We start from the raw sequence: 18,234 nt of genomic DNA, 5'->3' as shown, positions 1-18,234 counted from the left end.
TCCTGTCTTATCTGTTTTTCGCCTTGTCGGCGCTGATCCGAACCTGATGGCCCTGATCGGTCAATAGGTCTCTCAAGCGTTCAAAGTCGCCCCGTTCCGGTATCCCCGCGAACCAGACGCTGCCATCCTCGTCGAACATCACATCCAGCACCTTGCCGCCGTTGCGTGAAGCGTGCTCGTACTGTGCAAAACGCGTGTGACCGAGAGGGGTCAGGCAATGCAAGCGTTGATTGTCGCTACCCCGCAATGGACGTGTCTGCGGGACGGCCATGTCGAACGGTTCGGAAATCAACGCATCGATCAGGCCGTCGGCTCGGGCCATGGTGGCAGACAGGGATTCGATCGCATAGCCGCTGTAGACGAGGACGTCGCAGGCCGATAGCTGCCGCAGGCCTTGCAGGAGCGCGAGCAGCGCCTCGGGTTGATCGAACGGCTCGCCGCCGGAAATCGTAATGCCATCGACATCGGGCAGCCACGTTCCAACTTGTGCCAGCACGGCACCGACCGTGGTATCGCCCCCGACGCTTGCCCAGGTATCCATCGAAATGCAACCCGGGCATCGAATCGAGCACCCCTGAAACCAAATTCCGACGCGCCGTCCCGGGCCGAGCGTCGTGACAGGAAAATGCAGGCGTGAAACGCGGATGTCCATGAACTAACGCTTCTGCAGTTGAAAAGTGCCCGAGTTGATGCCCGCGATGACGAACCGGTCGCCCGCGTTCGCGTCCTGATCGAACAGACCGCGCGCCAGCGGATTGAGCAGATGCGCCTCGATCTGGTTGCGGATACCGCGCCCGCCATTGGAGAGATCGCCTAGGCATAGCAACTGGAGCGCCATCCTCGACTCCACGTCCAGATCGACGCTGATGCCTTGGGCCGTGACGTCGTCGAGCACACCACGAATCATCTGCTCGAAGATATCGATCGCGACATCCTCGCGAATAAAATCGAAGACGATGACATTCTCGCCGATACGGTTCAGGATTTCCGGCCGATTCAGGACCAGCTTGAAATGTTGCTGAATCTCGCTGAGCACCTTTTTCTGGATCTCCGCAAAATCCTCACCCGGCTGGACATTCGGCACGCGCAGGCCCGATTCGTCCTGACGATAGATGCCGAGGTTCGAGGTGAAGATGATCAGTGCCTCGGAGAAATAGACTCGATCGCCGCGCCCCGATGTCAGCACACCGTCATCGAGAATCTGCAGGAACTTGTCGAGAATGCGCGGATGCGCTTTTTCGATTTCATCGAACAGCACCACACTGAATGGACGCTCGCGAATCGCATTCGTCAGTTCCCCACCAACGTCATAGCCGACATAGCCGGGCGGCGCGCCGATCAGCCGTTGGTCGGCATGCTCGGCGCTGAACTCCGACATGTCAAAACGGATGTAAGCGCTTTCATCACTGAACAACAGGCTTGTGATGGTCTTGGCAAGCTCCGTTTTCCCGACGCCGGTCGGGCCTGCCAGGAATGCCACCCCACGCGGCCGGTTACCTTTGCGCTGGGCTCCGACTCCCGTCATGGCGCGCTTGACGAGATCGAGCATGTGCGTGACCGCATGCGCCTGGCCTTTGACGCGCTGCCGAACGAAGGTCTCGGCATGACGAATCTTGTCGCGCTCGATCTGCTGCCAAGGATCCTCGGTCACGCCGACCTTGTAGCGCCGCACGGCATCGGCGATCTTTTCGACGGGAACCTGCTCGACTCGGGCAAGCGTCGCGATTGCATTCATGTCGGCCAACAGCAAACCCTCGGCGCCATCGACAAAAGCTTTCTCCGCCGCCGTCAAACTGTCCTGCGTAGCCACTTGCGCACCGGGTACGCCGCTCAGCAATGCGCCCGCCAACGCACGACGCGCAGCGCTGTCGGGTTTCGACACGGGAATATGCCGGATGCGCGGATTGTCGATCAGCAGCCAGTCAGGCAGATCTCCTTCCTTGTCGACGATCCATATCACGGTATTGAAAAACGGCCGTCGCAATTCGCCAGCAGGACGCGGCGCCGCCATGTGCGCCAAAACCAGCGCGCGCGTAAAAAGCGTGTGCTCAGCAGGGTTCAGCGTTTCGGCGCGAATTGCCAGGCGGGAGGCAAAATCGACGACAAGGGCGATTGGCCGACCCGGCAGCATGACCAGACGCTCGAGGCACGCGGTGAGCACATCGATGCCACCTGGCGCCACGCCGTCGATCGGCGTCAGCCCAAGGCGCCGCAACGTTTCATCGGCCGGCTCCATGGATGGCACCCGACTGTCCGGCACCGTGAAACCCGCAACCGGATTCCAGACGACCAACTGGGCATGACCCACCTCCCGCAAGGCGTCGCCGAGCGTACTGACCAACGACTGCGCCGTCACCACATCCGGCGCCACCTCGCATGCCTGCAGGTCACGCACATTCCCTGACAGGACGAACTGGCTCTTTAACGGAAGGAAACGTAACAGATCCCGTAACCATCTTGGTTTGACGTAGGCAGACATATTGTGACAGCGCGCTCGGAAAACGAGACGTTAGCATAGCCAGCCGATCGATATATGCTGGGTGAACGCCGATTTCGGAAAGAAGCCGGGCTTTTTCGAAAGCCGAGGTGTTTCCTTGGAGCCGCTGACGATGCGGTTATTGCTCTCGCCGAGTAGTCACGACGAACATCATCCGATGTTCTCTGATCCAATGACAATCTTCACACGATCCGTTCGAGGCACCACATGAAACCAAAGCGAATCCGATGAGCGCGATATTCACGAGATACCGCAGTGTGTCCAATAGACTCTGACCATCTCGGCGTCCGCATTTGTATTTATCGGCACATGTCACGGCACTGAAACAAATCAATACGGCTTCAATACCAGGCAGCAACGCTGCCACCTCTATGCGGTGTCCGTTCAATGATGAATCAAGTCCTTTCCATTATCGAGAGTCCGCGGTATCGGAAGACTTTGTGTGAACCATTCCGGGCCGTCCGAAGCGGCTGCATTAGATCACCTCACGTGACGACCGGCATGGCCAGCACCGCCTCGCCGTCGGGAATTTGCAAGCCAGCCACCATCCCGCCCCAAATTTTCCCCTTGATCTTATATCTTTAGATATATATCTTTCGATACATCTTAAGACATATCTCAAGGAGAACACGATGCGTCGCTCCCATCACCACGACATCTTCGGCGCCGTGCCCGGCCACGAAGGCCGCCACGAACACCGCGGCCATCACGGCCAGCGCCACCATCACGATCACCACGGCCACCATCAAGGCCACCACCCGCACCACCACGGCCTGTTCCGCCTCTGGGCGATGGTCGGCGGCCGGCGCGGCGGCGGTCGCCACGGCCACGGCTTCGGCGGCTTTTCCGAGGGCTTCGGCGGCCCCGGCGGCCCCGGCGGTTTCGACGATCCGCGCATGCCGCGCGGCCGCCAGTTCAATTCCGACGACCTGCAGCTGATGCTGCTCTCGCTGCTCGCCGAGCAGCCGAGCCACGGCTACGAGCTGATCAAGGCGCTCGACACGCGCTCGCAGGGCTTCTACGTGCCGAGCCCCGGCATGGTGTATCCGGCGCTCACGTATCTGGAGGAACTCGGCTACGTGACGGTGGAGGCCGACGGCAACCGCAAGCGCTACGCGCTCGCCGAAGCCGGCCGCACGCATCTGGACGCGCAGCGCGAACGCGTCGAGCTGCTGTTCGCGAAGCTCGCGCACCTCGGCCGCAAGATGGAGTTCATGCGCCGCGCGTTCGCGAACCAGACGGGTCAGGCCGGCGAGGGCGCCGACGAGACCCCGGAAGGCGGCTGGCTGCCCGAGTTCGTCGAGGCGCGCATGACGCTGCGGCAGGCACTGTTTCGCAAGAGCGCGGCGGCACCGGACGAACAGCGCCGCATCGCCGGGATCCTGCGCCGCGCCGCGGCCGAGATCGACGGCCCGCCGCCGCAAGCCTGAGCCCGCACGCCTCGCCCGTCCATTCCGCCTTCCCGCTTGCCTTCGGAGATCCGATCGATGCAGAACCCCACCGAACGCGCGGTCACGCGCGTGCGTCACCCCCTGAAACGCCGCGTGCTGACCGTCCGGCGCATCACCCATGTCACGCCTCACCTGCTGCGCGTCACGCTCGGCGGCGACGATCTCGACGACTTCGTCAGCGCGTCGTTCGACGATCACGTCAAGGTGTTCTTCCCGGCGCCCGGCGACACCGAACCGACGCTGCCGGAACTCGGCCCGAACGGCCTGGTGCTGCCCGACGGCGCGCCGAAGCCGATCATGCGCGATTTCACGCCGCGCCGTTACGACCGCGCCGCGCGCGAGCTGGACCTCGAGTTCGTGCTGCATCATCCGGGCCCGGCCTCGCAATGGGCCGGCCAGGCCGCAGTCGGCCAGACGCTCGCGATCGGCGGCCCGCGCGGATCGTTCGTGGTCCCGACCGATTTCGACTGGCACCTGCTGATCGGCGACGACAGTGCGCTGCCGGCGATCGCGCGGCGCCTCGCGGAACTGCCGGCCGGCACCCGCGCGGCGATCGTGATCGAGGTGGCGGACGAATCGGCGAAGCTCGAATTCGACACGGCGGCCGACGTCTACGCGATCTGGCGCTATCGCAACGATCCGGCCGCGGCCGCCGGCGACGGCGCGCAGCTGGTCGCCGCGCTGCGCGACCTGCCGCTGCCGTCCGGCGACGGCTACGTCTGGGCCGCCGGCGAAGCCGCCGCGATGCGCGCGGTGCGCCAGCACCTGTGCGACGCGCGCGGCGTCCACAAGTCACGCATCCGCGCCTCGGCGTACTGGAAGCGCGGCGCGACCGGCGTCCACGAGACGCTCGACGACTGAGACAAGGGCGCCGTCGCCATCGGTTCGGTAAGCTTGTGAACAATAGGCGAGCGGCGTTTGTATCGCCGCCGCGCGTGGTATATATCTCACTGAATGGCCCGCCGGTTCGCGACGCGATCGCGACCGGCGGGCCATCGGCATCGGCCGCCTCGCCTCGCGCAGCACGACGAAGCCAGCCGGCCGCGAACGACAGTGCAGCAGCCACGCGGTGTCCGCCGGTGCGGGCACATGCTCATCGCCACGGCGCACGACCATGACCTCCGATCACCACACGCACGCATCCCTGGCCCGGTCGCTCCGGATCTTCGGCTATTGCACGCTCGCGGCACTGGCGATCGCGCTGTTCGTGGCGATGTGCGCGATCCTGCGCGACAGCGCGCTCGATCGCGAAGCATCGCGGCACGCGCCGAACGACAGCCTTGAACTACACGGCAGCACGGGCTCGTCGCCGGACGTGGCGCCCGAGGCACCTGCCTCGCGCACGCCGGGCTGAGCGGCCGAGCGGCGCGCGCCGGCGGTCGCCGCGCCGCCTGAACGCTACGCAGCCCGGCCCTCGCCGCCCTCATTCCGTCGACAACCGGCAGTCCGCTCAACGACCGCGCAGATTGCCCGTCGCGATCATCCTCGCCACCTCCCCGGCCCGCTCGATCCGCGCCACCAGCGCACCGCCGTAACGCTGCACGAGCAGCGCGGCGACGCTGCCCGTCAGCGCGCCGCCCACCATGTCGAGCGGCCAGTGAACGCCCGCATACACGCGCGCCCACGCCACCAGCAGCGCGTCGATCGCGGTGGCCACGCCGAGCGCGCGCGTGGTGCGCGACAGCCAGAGCCGCGCCGCCACGCTCCAGATGAACGCCATGTGATGACTCGGAAACGCGCTGTCGGGCACGTGCGCGATCAGTTGCGTGCCGATGCCGAGCGCGAACGGGCGCGGCGAATACCAGCAGTTCGACACGAGCTGCGCGAGCAGTAGCGCGAGGCCGGCGCTCACGGCCGCCGCGATCGCCGCGCGCCGCACCGGACGCGTGCCGGCCAGCCAGAGCGCCGCCAGCAGCAGCGGCACCACGCCCACCAGCCAGTCGGCCGCGAACACGGCCAGATGCATGACCGCCGGCTGCGGATCGCGGCCGGCATTGAGCGCGGAGAACATCGCGAGATCGAGGTTTGGCATGGTGCAAGGGGCAGGCTCGCGCGGCATCGCGAGCGGGTCGCGCGAGGTGCAATGACAAGGAAAACGTAATGGCGCGCCACGATTGAAAGCCGCCTGAAACACATGCTGCGGCGCGGCACTTCGACGGCACCACACCGCGGAAGTTCAATGTCCCGCGCAACAATAAAGTCGTATCGCACGGAAATCGCATCCCGTATTCTCTCACCCTGACTCCCGAATTTCCTCACCGCAGCCCACACACGAACGTCACGTCGGCACGGGATGATCCAGGTATGGCCTCACCGATTTATCCGGTTTTGCGTGCCAATGCGCGGGCTTCACGGCATGGATGCTGCAAATTAAGCAATAAACTTTTCCGCTTGCGGCACCGCACAATCGATCTGCAACAGAATAGGATTACGACACCCGCCATCAGCAGCGATCCACAGGAGTCCGCATGAATCCGAGTCAAGTCCGGTCCAACGCGTTCGCAATGCCGCTCACGAATCCCGCCTTTCCGATGGGCCCCTACCGCTTCATCAATCGTGAGTTCCTGATCATCACCTATCGCACCGATCTGGACCGGCTGCGGGAAATCGTTCCCGAGCCGCTGAAGGTCACGCAGCCGCTCGTCAACTACGAGTTCATCCGCATGCCCGATTCCACCGGCTTCGGCGATTACACCGAGAGCGGCCAGGTGATTCCGGTGGAGTTCGACGGCAAGCCGGGCAGCTACACGCTCGCGATGTACCTGAACGATCACCCGCCGATCGCGGGTGGCCGCGAATTGTGGGGATTCCCGAAGAAGCTCGCGCAGCCGACGCTGGAAACCCATATCGACACGCTGCTCGGCACGCTCGACTACGGCCCGGTGCGCGTCGCGACGGGCACCATGGGCTACAAGCACAAGGAACTCGATCTCGTCGAACAGCAGCAGCGCCTGGCCGGCGCGAACTATCTGCTGAAGATCATTCCGCACGTGGACGGCAGCCCGCGCATCTGCGAGCTGGTGCGCTACTACCTGCAGGACATCCAGATGAAGGGCGCCTGGACCGGCCCGGCCTCGCTGCATCTGGCGCCGCACGCGCTCGCGCCGGTGGCCGACCTGCCGGTGCTGGAGATCGTCGAGGCGCGCCACATCATGGCCGACCTCACGCTCGGCCTCGGCGAAGTGGTCTACGATTACCTCGCGCAGTAAGCCCCTGCGGCTCCCTCTTCTTCCAACCATCACACGGGAACAACGATCATGAGCAATCTGAATGGCAAGACCGCGGTCGTGACGGGCGCCGCAAGCGGCATCGGCAAGGAAATCGCGCTGGAACTCGCCAGGGCCGGCGCGGCCGTGGTGATCGCCGACCTGAACCAGGACGGCGCGAACGCGGTGGCCGAGCAGATCAGGCAGGCGGGCGGCAAGGCGCTCGGCGTGGCGATGGACGTCACGAGCGAGGAAGCCGTGAACGCCGGCATCGACAAGGCCGCGCAGGAATTCGGCACGATCGACATCCTGGTGTCGAACGCCGGCATCCAGATCGTCAACCCGATCGAGAACTACTCGTTCGCCGACTGGAAGAAGATGCAGGCGATCCACGTGGACGGCGCGTTCCTGACCACCAAGGCCGCGCTCAAGCACATGTACAAGGACGACCGCGGCGGCGTGGTGATCTACATGGGCTCGGTGCATTCGCACGAGGCCTCGCCGCTGAAGTCGGCCTACGTGACGGCCAAGCACGGCCTGCTCGGCCTCGCGCGCGTGCTGGCCAAGGAAGGCGCGAAGCACAACGTGCGCTCGCACGTGGTCTGCCCGGGCTTCGTGCGCACGCCGCTGGTCGACAAGCAGATCCCCGAGCAGGCCAAGGAACTCGGCATCAGCGAAGAGGAAGTGGTCAAGAACGTGATGCTCGGCGACACGGTGGACGGCGTGTTCACGACCGTGGAAGACGTGGCGCAGACGGTGCTGTTCCTGTCGGCGTTCCCGAGCGCGGCGCTCACCGGCCAGTCGTTCGTCGTCAGCCACGGCTGGTTCATGCAATGAAGCCGCGCGCCCGCACCGAGAAGCAGGCCAGCGACCCCGACCTGCAGCCGCAGGCCGGCGCGCCGCCGGCAAGCACGCTGCCCTACGAAACGGTCGCGCTCGTGCTGCAGGGCGGCGGCGCGCTCGGCGCCTATCAGGCAGGCGTGTTCGAGGGGCTGCACGAGGCCGGCATCCCGCTGAACTGGATCGCCGGCATCTCGATCGGCGCGCTCAACACCGCGCTGATCGCCGGCAATCCGCCCGAGCGGCAGCTCGAGCGCCTGCGCGAGTTCTGGGACACGATCTGCCAGCCGGCGTTCTTCCCGGCCCTGCCGGCGGCGCTCGAGTTCGCGCTGTTCAACAGCGTCGAATCGGTGCGCCAGGCATTCACGGCCTCGCAGGCGGCCAGCGCGATCCTGCAGGGGCAGCGCGGCTTCTTCGTGCCGCGCTTCCCGCCGCCGCTGCCGGGCGTGCGCGACGATCCCGAGCGCGTCAGCTATTACGACACCTCGGCGCTGCGCGCCACGCTGCTCAAGCTCTGCGACTTCGACCGCATCAACTCGGGCGAGATCCGCGTGTCGGTGGGCGCGGTCAACGTCGCCACCGGCAACTTCACCTACTTCGACAACACCCGGATGACGCTGCGCCCCGAGCATTTCATGGCCTCGGGCGCGCTGCCGCCGGCGTTCCCGCCGGTCGAGATCGACGGCCAGTTCTACTGGGACGGCGGCGTGGTGTCGAACACGCCGCTGATGGAAGTGCTGCGCGCCTCGCCGCGACGCGACACGCTGGCGTTCCAGGTGGATCTCTGGAATGCGCGCGGGCCGCTGCCGGGCACGCTCGCCGACGTCACCGAGCGCATGAAGGACGTGCAGTATTCGAGCCGCACGCGTTTCGTCACCGACACGCTGCAGCGCGAGCAGCGCTTTCGCAACGTGCTGCGCCGCGTGCTCGAACTGGTGCCCGAGGACGTGCGCAACAGCGATCCGTGGGCGCAGCAGGCGGCCGTGCTGTCGACCGGCAAGCGCTACAACGTGCAGCATCTGATCTACCAGCAGAAGTCGTATGAGCACGACTACAAGGACTATCAGTTCGGCTTGTCGACGATGCGCGACCACTGGTCCGCGGGGCTCTCCGACATTCGCAGGACGCTCGCCGTGCACGACGCGCTGGCGCTGCCGGTCAACGACGCCGGCTTCGTCACGCACGACATCCACCGTCCCCGCTGACGGGGGTCCGCGCGGCCGGCGCGGCACGCGCCGGCCGCGTTTTCCTTTTCTCTCCCGCTGCCGTCTTTCGTCATGCCGATCCTGATCGTTCTCTTCGTGCTGGCCGCGCTCGCGTGGGGCGCGATCGTGGCGTTCCGCGACGCCGCCGCGCAGTTCGGCACCGGCATCGCGATCGCCCTGGCAGCCGTGGTGGCCGTGCTGCTGGCCGCCGCGCTGGCCGCCTGGATCCGGCGCCGCCGCGAGATCGCGCCGAACACGAAGGAAGGCGGCTGGACGCACGTGATGCGCCATGGGCCGGCCGCGCTGAAGCTGTCGTCGACGCAGGGGCTGCTGTGGCTGTCGCGCGAAGGCACCGAGGCGCATGTCACGCTCAGCGATGTCGGCGCCTGCGAGGCACGGCTCGTGGACGGGCAGTGGTGCCTGGTGGTCGGCTTTCGCGACGCGTCGCGCGCGGCGTGGACGCTGCCGATGCCGGACCGGCGCGCCGCCCGGCGCTGGGCGCGCGTGGTGACGCTGGGGCAGGCGGGCAAGCTGTGAGGTGACAAGCGCGCGCCCGTAGGCGCGTCAAAAACAAAACCCCTCGCTCCCGGGGGGAGACGAGGGGCGATCGCCAGCGCCTGCCGCGAGCCGGCCGATCCTCCAGCCAGCCCCGCAACGCCGCGTCTGGCTTACTGCGCGCCGAGCTGCTTGATCAGCGCGTCGAGCTGCGCCAGTTCTTCCTCGTTCAGGTCCGTCAGCGGCGCGCGCACCGGGCCGGCGTCGTGGCCGACCAGCTTCGCGCCGGCCTTCACGATGCTCACCGCGTAACCGGCGCGGCGGTTGCGGATCTTCAGGTACGGCAGGAAGAAGTCGTCGATCAGCTTGCCGACCGTTGCGTGGTCGTCGGCCGCGATCGCGCGGTAGAAGTCCATCGCCGTCTTCGGGATGAAGTTGAACACGGCCGACGAGTACACCGGCACGCCCAGCGCCTTGTAGGCCGCGGCATAGACTTCCGCGGTCGGCAGGCCGCCGAGGTACGCGAAGCGCTCGCCCAGGCGGCGGCGGATGGTGACCATCGCCTCGATCTCGCCCACGCCGTCCTTGAAGCCGATCAGGTTCGGGCAGCGCTCGGCCAGACGCTCGAGCATGTCGGCGTTGAGCTTCGAGTTGGCGCGGTTGTAGATGATCACGCCGATGTCGGGCACGGCCTTGCAGACTTCCTCGGCGTGCGCGGCGATGCCTTCCTGGGACGCTTCGGTCAGGTAGTGCGGCATCAGCAGGATGCCGTTGGCACCGAGGCGCTGGGCTTCCTTCGCGTATTCGATCGCCACGCGCGTGGGGCCGCCGGCGCCGGCCAGGATCGGCACCTTGCCCTTGCAGGTTTCGGCGGCGGTGCGCACCACGTTCGAGTAGTCGTCACGCGTGAGCGAGAAGAATTCGCCCGTGCCGCCGGCCACGAACAGGGCCGAGGCGCCGTAGGGGGCGAGCCATTCGAGGCGTTCGACGTAGGTGCCGGGGCGGAAGTTGCCTTCGGCGTCGAAGTCGGTGACGGGGAAGGACAGCAGCCCTTCCGAAATGATCTGCTTGAGTTCCTGAGGCGTGGTCATGGCGTTGCCGGGTTCTGAGTCGGTTGGATTCGGGTCGGTTTCGACCGGTTGCGGAGTTCGAGGCGGCGTTGGCCGGCGCGCGTCAGCGCACCAGGCACGGACGCTTGTTGTCGAACTTCCAGTTCGGGATCAGGTACTGCATGGCGATGCCGTCATCGCGCGCGCCCAGGCCATGCTGCTCGTACAGCGCGTTGGCGCGCTCCAGCGCGTCCATGTCGAGCTCGATGCCGAGGCCCGGCCTGGCGGGCACCTTCACCTTGCCGCCGACGATCTGCAGCGGATCCTGCGTCAGGAACTGGCCGTCCTGCCAGATCCAGTGCGTGTCGATCGCGGTGATCTTGCCCGGCGCGGCGGCGGCCACGTGCGTGAACATCGCCAGCGAGACGTCGAAGTGATTGTTCGAGTGCGAGCCCCAGGTCAGGCCCCAGTCGTTGCACATCTGCGCGACGCGCACCGAGCCCTGCATGGTCCAGAAGTGCGGATCGGCGAGCGGAATGTCCACCGACTGCAGCTGGATCGCGTGGCCCATCTGGCGCCAGTCGGTGGCGATCATGTTGGTGGCCGTCGGCAGGCCGGTGGCGCGGCGGAACTCGGCCATCACCTCGCGGCCCGAATAACCGTTCTCGGCGCCGCACGGATCTTCCGCGTAGGCGAGCACGCCGTGCATGTCGCGGCACAGACGCACCGCCTCGGCCAGCGACCAGGCGCCGTTCGGGTCGAGCGTCACGCGCGCGTTCGGGAACCGCTCGGCCAGCGCGCGCGCCGCCTCGATCTCCGCGTCGCCGGCCAGCACGCCGCCCTTGAGCTTGAAGTCGTTGAAGCCGTAGCGCGCCTGCGCGGCCTCGGCCAGCCGCACCACCGCCTCCGGCGTCATCGCTTCCTCGGTGCGCAGGCGTTCCCAGTCGTCGCGACCGTCGGCGCCGCTTGCGTAGGGCAGGTCGGTCCTGTTGCGGTCGCCGATGTAGAACAGGTAGCCGAGCATCTCCACCTCGTCGCGCTGCTGGCCCTCGCCGAGCAGCGCCGCGACCGGTACGTTCAGGTGCTGGCCGAGCAGGTCCAGCAGCGCCGCCTCGAGCGCCGTGACGGCGTGGATCGTGGTGCGCAGGTCGAAGGTCTGCAGGCCTCGGCCGCCGGCGTCGCGATCGGCGAACTGCGAGCGCACGCGGTTCAGCATCGCCTGCAGGTTGCCGATCGACTGGCCGACCACGATCTCGCGCGCGTCGTCGATGGTCTTGCGGATCGCCTCGCCGCCCGGCACTTCGCCGATGCCGGTGTGGCCGCTGCTGTCGCGCAGGATCACGATATTGCGCGTGAAGAACGGGCCGTGCGCGCCGCTCAGGTTCATCAGCATGCTGTCGCGGCCGGCCACCGGCACGACGCGCAGTTCGGTCACGACGGGGGTGGCGTTCGCCTGGACGGGGTTCGAGGTCATGGTGCGTTACCTGGAAAAGGCGCTGCGATCAGCGCCGGGAGTGAAGGAAAACAGCGGCGCCACGCGGGCGCCGCCCGGAATCGGATCGGGTGTTCAGCGCGGCCGGCTCGACAGCGCGCCGGCTTCCGGCTCCGCGTCGCCCTTCGGCCGGCTGCGCGCGAAGAAGCCCGCCACGGCCGCGATCAGCGAGGCGACGGCCAGGCCGTACAGCCCGCCCTTGATCGAGCCGGTGTGCTGCTGCAGGTAGCCGAACGCGGCCGGCGCGAAGAAGCCGCCGAGGTTGCCGAGCGAGTTGATCAGCGCGATCACGCCGGCCGCCACGCGTGCATCGAGGTAGCCCTGCGGGATCGGCCAGAACAGCGACGAGGCGGCCTTGAAGCCGATCGCGGCGAAGCAGATCGCGACGAACGACAGCAGCGCGTTGCCGGTGGTCGAGGCGAACAGGCCGCAGGCCGCGATCACGAGCGCCGTGGCGAGCCACGCGCGCTGGTGCTTCCAGCGCGCCGAGGCCAGCGCGAACGCATACATCGCCGCCATCGCGATCAGCCACGGAATCGCGTTGAGCAGGCCCACCTGGAAATCGGACAGGCCGCCGATCTTGCGGATGATGGTGGGCAGCCAGAAGGTGGCCGCGTAGATCGTCAGCTGGATCGCGAAATAGAGGAAGCAGAACAGCAGGATCTGCGGATCGCGCAGCAGCTTCGCGGTGGGGGCGTGGGCGTTGCCGCGCGCGTCGCGCTCGGCCTGCTCGGCCGCGATCGTCGCTTGCAGCGCGTGCTGCTCGTCGGCGGTCAGCCAGTGCGCGTCGCGGATCCGCGACTTCAGCAGCAGCCAGCTCACGCCGCACAGCACGATCGAGAAGCCGCCCTCGATCAGGAACATCCATTGCCGGCCCTTCAGGCCGAGCCCGCTGATCGACAGCAGGCCGCCCGTGATCGGCCCGGACAGCACCGAGGCGAACGCCGAGCCGCCGAGGAAGATCGCCACCGCCTTGCCGCGCGCCGATTGCGGCAGCCACTGCGTGAAGTAGAACACCACGCCGGGGAAGAAGCCGGCCTCGGCCACGCCGAGCAGGAAGCGCAGCACGTAGAACGAGGTGTCGTTCCAGACGAACGCCATCAGGCCCGCGACGATGCCCCAGGTGCCCATGATCCGCGTGAGCCAGGCGCGCGCGCCGAAGCGCTGCATCAGGATATTCGACGGCACCTCGAAGATCGCGTAGCCGACGAAGAACAGCCCGCTGCCGAACCCGTAGGCGGCCGCGCCGATGCCGAGGTCGGCGTGCATGTGCGCGTTGACGAAGCCGATGTTCACGCGGTCGATGTAGTTCGCGATGAACATGATCAGGAACAAGGGCATCACGTGCCGCATCACCTTCGTGACCGCCGAATCGAGCGGGGTCGCTGCCATGCCGAGAGCTGCTGTCAACGATGTCTCCTGAAACGGCCGCGCACGGCCGGATGAACCTCACGCACCAGCGAGCCGATTCGGGCGGCCATCGTCGTGATACGTTGTCTGACGACATTGTAGTCTGACGACCGGAAAGTCGGTTAGCCGCGTTAACCCTGTAGTGTTCCGAGCCTTTCTACAGGCTGTCACGGGCCGCCGCCAGGTTCGACACGCGGAATGTCATTCCAGATGCTAGGACGTCTGACAACAAGAAGAAATTGACAAATGGGCGCAGCGTGGTGGTCCGCCGCACAGTCTGTCGTCAGATGATCCGACGCGGTCTCCGGCCGCCGCGCGACAGGCGCGCAACGCCCGGCATTTCTCTGTGATTTCCCGATATTCAGGCCGCAAACGCGCCCGAATGTCGTCATCCGAAAAGTTTGCGGCTATGATGCCGCGTGCCGGGACATCGGATGACATCGCCGAGCGTCCCGCCGCCAAGCCCCCCCGATTCCCGCCCACCGCAAGCCATCCATGAGCAGCCTGTCCGAGAAGGTCGTCGCGTCCCTGTCCGAAGAAATCCGCCGCGGCACGCTGCGCCCCGGCGACCGGCTGCCCACCGAGGTCGCGATGATGAAGCAGCTGTCGGTCAGCCGCTCGGTGATCCGCGAGGCGATCTCGCGCCTGCAGGCCGCGCGCATCGTCGAGACGCGGCACGGCGTAGGTACGTTCGTGCTCGCGCCGCGCAACGACGCGACGATGCAACTGCCTACCGCCGACCTGTCGAACATGCTCGACGCGATGGCCGTGCTCGAATTCCGCATGGACGTGGAGGCCGCGTCGGCGGCGCTGGCCGCGAAACGGCGCACCGAGCCGAACCTGCGGCAGATGCAGGCCGCGCTCGAGCGCTTCGAGGCCGAGCTCGAACGCGGCAGCACCGACACGCTCGCGCACGACATCGAGTTCCACCAGCAGATCGCGCAGGCGAGCGGCAACCGCTATTTCGTCGACGTGCTGAGCCAGCTTGGCCATTCGGCCAGCCCGCGCACGCGGCTCGGCAGTGCCGAACTTGCCCAACTCGACCAGATCGACCGGCTGCGCCACGTGCTCGACGAACACCGCTGGATCTATCGCGCGATCGAGCGCCAGGACCCGGACGACGCGCGCGCGGCAATGCGCGTGCATCTCTCCAAAAGCCGCGAACGCCTGCAGCAGGCGCACGACACGAGCCATCCGCCAGGCTGAGGCGGCCCGCTGCCGCCGCCGTGAAACGTGAGGCGCCGGTCCAGCCGTGCCTCACTTTCGCAAACGGCGACGCGTTTTTCACGCCTTGGCCGATCTCCCGAAAATACTCACCTTTCGCACGCGAACGACGATTTGAGTGCATGTGCAACGGTGAGCGAACTCACCGGACTTACGGCACGCGTTGCTGTCGCACGGTGCGGCCGAAACGCGGAAACGCCCGCCGGGCAGGCTTCTCGGGGTTTTTGCGTGAACTGTCGCCCGAGTCGAGCGCCGTCCGCGAACGCTGGGGTGAGGCCATCGACGTGATCGGGCGCACTTCACGCGGGCGTCTGGCGGGGGCTCCCGAAAACCTTCACCGTTGGTGCCCGCGCCGGCCCAACGCGCGGCTCCACGCGGCTTCGCCGGCGCTCAGGCGGTGGCGCCGGGCCATTGCGCGAACGCCTGCGCGAGGAAATCGACGCAGACGCGCACCTTCGCCGACGCGGCGAGCCGCGCCGGATAGACGGCCCAGACGTTGGCAGGCTGCGTGACGTCGGGCAGCACGCGCCTGAGCGCGCCGCTCGCGAGCAGCGGCCCGGCCTCCCAGATCGAGCGCAGCACGATCCCGCGCCCGGCCAGCGCCCATTGCACGGCCACCTCGCCATGGTTGGTCGAGAGCGCGCCGCCGACCTTCACCGAAGTCGTCTCGCCGCGCTGCGTGAGCCGCCAGACGCCGAACGGGTGATCGCGCTCCTTGATCGCGAGGCACTGATGCGCGCCGAGATCGGCGATCTGGCGCGGCGCGCCGTGCTTCGCGAGATAGTCGGGCGAGGCGCACAGCACGCGATGATTCTCGGCGAGCCGCCGGGCGATCAGGTGCTCGGCGATCTCGTCGCCGATCCGCACGTCGAGATCGAAGCCCTCGCCGGCCACGTCCACCAGCCGGTCGAACAGATCGAGCCGCACGTCGATCTGCGCATAGCGTGCATTGAAGTCGAGCAGCGCCGGCGCGAGCACGTGACGCCCGAAGCCGAAGCTGCTCGAGATCCGCAGCGTGCCGCGCGGCACCGTGCGCGCGGTCGAGACGTCCTCCACCAGATGATCGACGTCGTCGAGGATCTTCTCGGCCCACGCCACCACGCGCTCGCCGGAATCGGTCACGGCCACGCGGCGCGTCGAGCGATGCAGCAGTCGCGTGCCCAGCTGCGTCTCCAGCAGCGCGACGCGCTTGCTGACGTAGGCGGGCGAGACGCCGAGCCGCTCGGCCGCGGCGCTGAAGCTCGCCAGCCGCACCACCGTGCTGAACACGCGCAGGTCGTCGAGATTCGGTGCTTTATTCACGATTCGTGGAAAGTCGTTTAACCGGATACCGATTCTAATCCGGCACGGAATCAATACACTAGGCGGATGCGGTGCGCGCCGGGGCTTGCCGGCGCGCACCTTCGATCATGACGACGACGAGGAGGCACGGCGATGAGCGAGAAGGTCTACAGGATTGCGGTGATTCCCGGCGACGGCATCGGCCGCGAGGTGATGCCGGAAGGCATGCGCGTGCTCGACGCGGTCACGCGGCGCTTCGGCATCCGCTTCGAGGCGACCCATATCGACTGGGCCAGCTGCGATTACTACGCGCAGCACGGCCAGATGATGCCCGACGACTGGAAAACGCAACTTTCGGGTATGGACGCGCTGCTGTTCGGCGCGGTCGGCTGGCCCGACGCGGTGCCCGATCACATCTCGCTGTGGGGCTCGCTGCTGAAGTTCCGCCGCGAGTTCGACCAGTACGTGAACCTGCGGCCGGCGCGGCTGTTCGAGGGCGTGCCGAGCCCGCTCGCGAACCGCAAGGCCGGCGACATCGATTTCATGATCGTGCGCGAGAACACCGAGGGCGAATATTCGTCGGTGGGCGGCGCGATGTTCGAAGGCACCGAGCGCGAGTTCGTGGTGCAGCAGGCCGTGTTCACGCGCATCGGCACCGAGCGCGTGATGAAGTTCGCGTTCGATCTCGCGCAGCGCCGCGCGAAGCAGCTGACCGTCGCGACCAAGAGCAACGGCATCGCGATCAGCATGCCGTGGTGGGACGCGCGCGCGGCCGAGATGGCGGCCCGCTATCCCGAGGTGAAGTGGGACAAGCAGCACATCGACATCCTGTGCGCGCGCTTCGTGCTGAACCCGGACCGCTTCGACGTGGTGGTGGCCTCGAACCTGTTCGGCGACATCCTCTCCGACCTGGGCCCCGCCTGCACCGGCACGATCGGCATCGCGCCGTCGGCGAACCTGAACCCGGACCGCAGGTTCCCGTCGCTGTTCGAGCCCGTGCATGGCTCGGCGCCCGACATCGCGGGGCGCGAGATCGCGAACCCGATCGCGATGATCTGGTCGGCCGCGATGATGGTGGACTTCCTCGGCCATGGCGAAGGCGTCGAGCGCGAGGCGCACGACGCGATCCTCGCCGCGATCGAGCACGTGCTGAAGCACGGCCCGCGCACGGGCGACCTGGGCGGCCAGGCCGGCACGCGGGAAGTGGGCGAGGCGGTGGCCGCGCAGTTGCTCGGCTGACGCAGACGCGCGACGCGTCACCAAAAAAACGAACGGTGCAGCCGCGCGGGGCGCCGGCCGCACCGTTCGTCAGGTCCCGAAAACTCTCACCTCGGCGCGTGTTCCGGTCCCGTATCGGCTCACCTTCCGGATAGCGTGATCAAGCAGTGAGTCGCAAGCTCGATCGCGTGCCGCGCCGCAAGCGTTACAGCCCGAGGTCCGACAGGCCCGGATGATCATCCGGCCGGCGGCCGAGCGGCCACTTGAACAGGCGGTCCTGCTCGCGGATCGGCAGATCGTTGATGCTCGCGTGGCGGTGCGCCATCAGGCCGTTCTCGTCGAACTCCCAGTTCTCGTTGCCATACGAACGGAACCAGTTGCCGGCGTCGTCGCGCCATTCATAGGCGAAGCGCACGGCGATGCGGTTGCCGTCGAACGCCCACAGCTCCTTGATCAGGCGATAGTCGAATTCGCGCGCCCACTTGCGCGTGAGCAGGCCGACGATCGCCTCGCGGCCGGTCACGAATTCGGCGCGGTTGCGCCACTTGCTGTCGCGCGTGTAGGCGAGCGACACGCGCTGCGGGTCGCGCGTGTTCCAGCCGTCTTCGGCGGCACGCACCTTCTGGATGGCGGTTTCGCGCGTGAACGGCGGCACCGGCGGACGGACTTCGCTGACTTCAGACATCGGATTCTCCTGGCTTCGTGAGGACTGCAAACAAGCTGTCGCGCCATCGCGCGGCAGGTTTCATGGTGCCGGCAACCGCGCCCGGCGTTTGGTCATCTCCGCACCCGCCGTGGCCCGCGGGCAGCGCGGCCGGGTGTCGTGACGCGCGCCGCGTGGCGCGCGCCTTCGTGTTTCCGTGGCG

Annotated in this window: 17 protein-coding genes; 9 read left to right on the top strand and 8 right to left on the bottom strand. The window is 67.0% G+C overall.

The features are described 5' to 3' along the window. Positions 1–7 precede the first annotated feature (7 nt). Entirely contained in the window at positions 8–652 is a 645-nt protein-coding gene (locus bpln_RS17955) for a 4Fe-4S single cluster domain-containing protein (protein ID WP_055139584.1), read from the bottom strand. Positions 653–655: 3 nt separating this feature from the next. Next, on the bottom strand, positions 656–2,479 hold the full coding sequence (locus tag bpln_RS17950) for an AAA family ATPase (RefSeq protein ID WP_055139583.1): 1,824 nt from the start codon (positions 2,477–2,479) through the stop codon (positions 656–658). Between the two features lie 650 nt (positions 2,480–3,129). On the opposite strand from bpln_RS17950, the gene bpln_RS17945 reads away from it, so the two are divergent. The 3 genes from bpln_RS17945 to bpln_RS17935 all read left to right on the top strand — a co-directional run bounded on the left by bpln_RS17945 (position 3,130) and on the right by bpln_RS17935 (position 5,302). Then, positions 3,130–3,927 carry a PadR family transcriptional regulator gene (locus tag bpln_RS17945; protein ID WP_055139582.1) on the top strand — a complete coding sequence of 266 codons (798 nt, stop codon included), beginning with the start codon at positions 3,130–3,132 and terminating at the stop codon, positions 3,925–3,927. A 57-nt stretch (positions 3,928–3,984) separates the two neighbouring features. Continuing rightward, positions 3,985–4,809 (top strand): siderophore-interacting protein, encoded by an 825-nt coding sequence (locus bpln_RS17940; protein ID WP_042626823.1) that lies wholly within the window; start codon positions 3,985–3,987, stop codon positions 4,807–4,809. Between the two features lie 253 nt (positions 4,810–5,062). After that, the gene (locus bpln_RS17935; protein WP_055139581.1) at positions 5,063–5,302 is read left to right on the top strand and encodes a hypothetical protein; all 240 of its coding nucleotides are present in this window, start codon (positions 5,063–5,065) and stop codon (positions 5,300–5,302) included. Between the two features lie 96 nt (positions 5,303–5,398). On the opposite strand, the gene bpln_RS17930 is transcribed toward bpln_RS17935, so the two are convergent. Continuing rightward, on the bottom strand, positions 5,399–5,980 hold the full coding sequence (locus bpln_RS17930; RefSeq protein WP_055139580.1) for a phosphatase PAP2 family protein: 582 nt from the start codon (positions 5,978–5,980) through the stop codon (positions 5,399–5,401). 436 nt (positions 5,981–6,416) lie between these two features. Between bpln_RS17930 and bpln_RS17925 the strand changes: the two genes are divergently transcribed. From bpln_RS17925 to bpln_RS17910, 4 genes are all read left to right on the top strand, one after another. Then, positions 6,417–7,157, top strand: coding sequence for an acetoacetate decarboxylase (locus bpln_RS17925; protein ID WP_042626820.1), 741 nt, complete (start codon positions 6,417–6,419; stop codon positions 7,155–7,157). A gap of 48 nt (positions 7,158–7,205) precedes the next feature. Continuing rightward, positions 7,206–7,991, top strand: a complete 786-nt coding sequence (locus bpln_RS17920; protein WP_042626819.1) for a 3-hydroxybutyrate dehydrogenase — start codon at positions 7,206–7,208, stop codon at positions 7,989–7,991. After that, entirely contained in the window at positions 7,988–9,199 is a 1,212-nt protein-coding gene (locus tag bpln_RS17915) for a patatin-like phospholipase family protein (RefSeq protein WP_042626818.1), read from the top strand. The genes bpln_RS17920 and bpln_RS17915 overlap by 4 nt, the downstream gene beginning before the upstream one ends. A gap of 72 nt (positions 9,200–9,271) precedes the next feature. After that, entirely contained in the window at positions 9,272–9,736 is a 465-nt protein-coding gene (locus tag bpln_RS17910) for a hypothetical protein (RefSeq protein WP_042626817.1), read from the top strand. Positions 9,737–9,867: 131 nt separating this feature from the next. Here bpln_RS17910 and kdgD read toward each other — a convergent pair whose 3' ends face one another. The 3 genes from kdgD to bpln_RS17895 all read right to left on the bottom strand — a co-directional run bounded on the left by kdgD (position 9,868) and on the right by bpln_RS17895 (position 13,627). Continuing rightward, a complete protein-coding gene (gene kdgD / locus bpln_RS17905; RefSeq protein ID WP_042626816.1) occupies positions 9,868–10,785 on the bottom strand; it encodes a 5-dehydro-4-deoxyglucarate dehydratase in 918 nt (305 codons plus the stop codon). Between the two features lie 82 nt (positions 10,786–10,867). Next, a complete protein-coding gene (gene gudD, locus bpln_RS17900; RefSeq protein WP_042626815.1) occupies positions 10,868–12,217 on the bottom strand; it encodes a glucarate dehydratase in 1,350 nt (449 codons plus the stop codon). Between the two features lie 93 nt (positions 12,218–12,310). Beyond that, positions 12,311–13,627 (bottom strand): MFS transporter, encoded by a 1,317-nt coding sequence (locus bpln_RS17895; RefSeq protein ID WP_420807392.1) that lies wholly within the window; start codon positions 13,625–13,627, stop codon positions 12,311–12,313. A gap of 513 nt (positions 13,628–14,140) precedes the next feature. Here bpln_RS17895 and bpln_RS17890 point away from each other — a divergent pair. Next, positions 14,141–14,851, top strand: coding sequence for a FadR/GntR family transcriptional regulator (locus bpln_RS17890; RefSeq protein WP_055139578.1), 711 nt, complete (start codon positions 14,141–14,143; stop codon positions 14,849–14,851). 408 nt (positions 14,852–15,259) lie between these two features. Here the strand turns inward: bpln_RS17890 and bpln_RS17885 are convergent, their stop codons facing one another. Then, positions 15,260–16,171 carry a LysR substrate-binding domain-containing protein gene (locus bpln_RS17885; RefSeq protein ID WP_042626812.1) on the bottom strand — a complete coding sequence of 304 codons (912 nt, stop codon included), beginning with the start codon at positions 16,169–16,171 and terminating at the stop codon, positions 15,260–15,262. 132 nt (positions 16,172–16,303) lie between these two features. Here bpln_RS17885 and bpln_RS17880 point away from each other — a divergent pair, with 132 nt between their 5' ends. Then, on the top strand, positions 16,304–17,389 hold the full coding sequence (locus bpln_RS17880) for a tartrate dehydrogenase (protein WP_055139577.1): 1,086 nt from the start codon (positions 16,304–16,306) through the stop codon (positions 17,387–17,389). A gap of 184 nt (positions 17,390–17,573) precedes the next feature. On the opposite strand, the gene bpln_RS17875 is transcribed toward bpln_RS17880, so the two are convergent. Then, complete coding sequence (locus tag bpln_RS17875; RefSeq protein ID WP_042626810.1) at positions 17,574–18,053, bottom strand: nuclear transport factor 2 family protein; 480 nt, start codon at positions 18,051–18,053, stop codon at positions 17,574–17,576. Positions 18,054–18,234: the final 181 nt, after the last annotated feature.

The sequence above is a fragment of the Burkholderia plantarii genome, from assembly GCF_001411805.1.
GTDB classification, from domain to species: domain Bacteria; phylum Pseudomonadota; class Gammaproteobacteria; order Burkholderiales; family Burkholderiaceae; genus Burkholderia; species Burkholderia plantarii.
This window is presented reverse-complemented; position numbering and strand designations above follow the sequence as displayed.

What these genes read in the sequence shown, in the direction of transcription:
- bpln_RS17955 (WP_055139584.1), bottom strand. Translation starts at nt 652, where the DNA reads ATGGACATCCGCGTTTCACGCCTGCATTTTCCTGTCACGACGCTCGGC.
- bpln_RS17950 (WP_055139583.1), bottom strand. Translation starts at nt 2,479, where the DNA reads ATGTCTGCCTACGTCAAACCAAGATGGTTACGGGATCTGTTACGTTTC.
- bpln_RS17945 (WP_055139582.1), top strand. Translation starts at nt 3,130, where the DNA reads ATGCGTCGCTCCCATCACCACGACATCTTCGGCGCCGTGCCCGGCCAC.
- bpln_RS17940 (WP_042626823.1), top strand. Translation starts at nt 3,985, where the DNA reads ATGCAGAACCCCACCGAACGCGCGGTCACGCGCGTGCGTCACCCCCTG.
- bpln_RS17935 (WP_055139581.1), top strand. Translation starts at nt 5,063, where the DNA reads ATGACCTCCGATCACCACACGCACGCATCCCTGGCCCGGTCGCTCCGG.
- bpln_RS17930 (WP_055139580.1), bottom strand. Translation starts at nt 5,980, where the DNA reads ATGCCAAACCTCGATCTCGCGATGTTCTCCGCGCTCAATGCCGGCCGC.
- bpln_RS17925 (WP_042626820.1), top strand. Translation starts at nt 6,417, where the DNA reads ATGAATCCGAGTCAAGTCCGGTCCAACGCGTTCGCAATGCCGCTCACG.
- bpln_RS17920 (WP_042626819.1), top strand. Translation starts at nt 7,206, where the DNA reads ATGAGCAATCTGAATGGCAAGACCGCGGTCGTGACGGGCGCCGCAAGC.
- bpln_RS17915 (WP_042626818.1), top strand. Translation starts at nt 7,988, where the DNA reads ATGAAGCCGCGCGCCCGCACCGAGAAGCAGGCCAGCGACCCCGACCTG.
- bpln_RS17910 (WP_042626817.1), top strand. Translation starts at nt 9,272, where the DNA reads ATGCCGATCCTGATCGTTCTCTTCGTGCTGGCCGCGCTCGCGTGGGGC.
- kdgD (WP_042626816.1), bottom strand. Translation starts at nt 10,785, where the DNA reads ATGACCACGCCTCAGGAACTCAAGCAGATCATTTCGGAAGGGCTGCTG.
- gudD (WP_042626815.1), bottom strand. Translation starts at nt 12,217, where the DNA reads ATGACCTCGAACCCCGTCCAGGCGAACGCCACCCCCGTCGTGACCGAA.
- bpln_RS17895 (WP_420807392.1), bottom strand. Translation starts at nt 13,627, where the DNA reads ATGGCAGCGACCCCGCTCGATTCGGCGGTCACGAAGGTGATGCGGCAC.
- bpln_RS17890 (WP_055139578.1), top strand. Translation starts at nt 14,141, where the DNA reads ATGAGCAGCCTGTCCGAGAAGGTCGTCGCGTCCCTGTCCGAAGAAATC.
- bpln_RS17880 (WP_055139577.1), top strand. Translation starts at nt 16,304, where the DNA reads ATGAGCGAGAAGGTCTACAGGATTGCGGTGATTCCCGGCGACGGCATC.
- bpln_RS17875 (WP_042626810.1), bottom strand. Translation starts at nt 18,053, where the DNA reads ATGTCTGAAGTCAGCGAAGTCCGTCCGCCGGTGCCGCCGTTCACGCGC.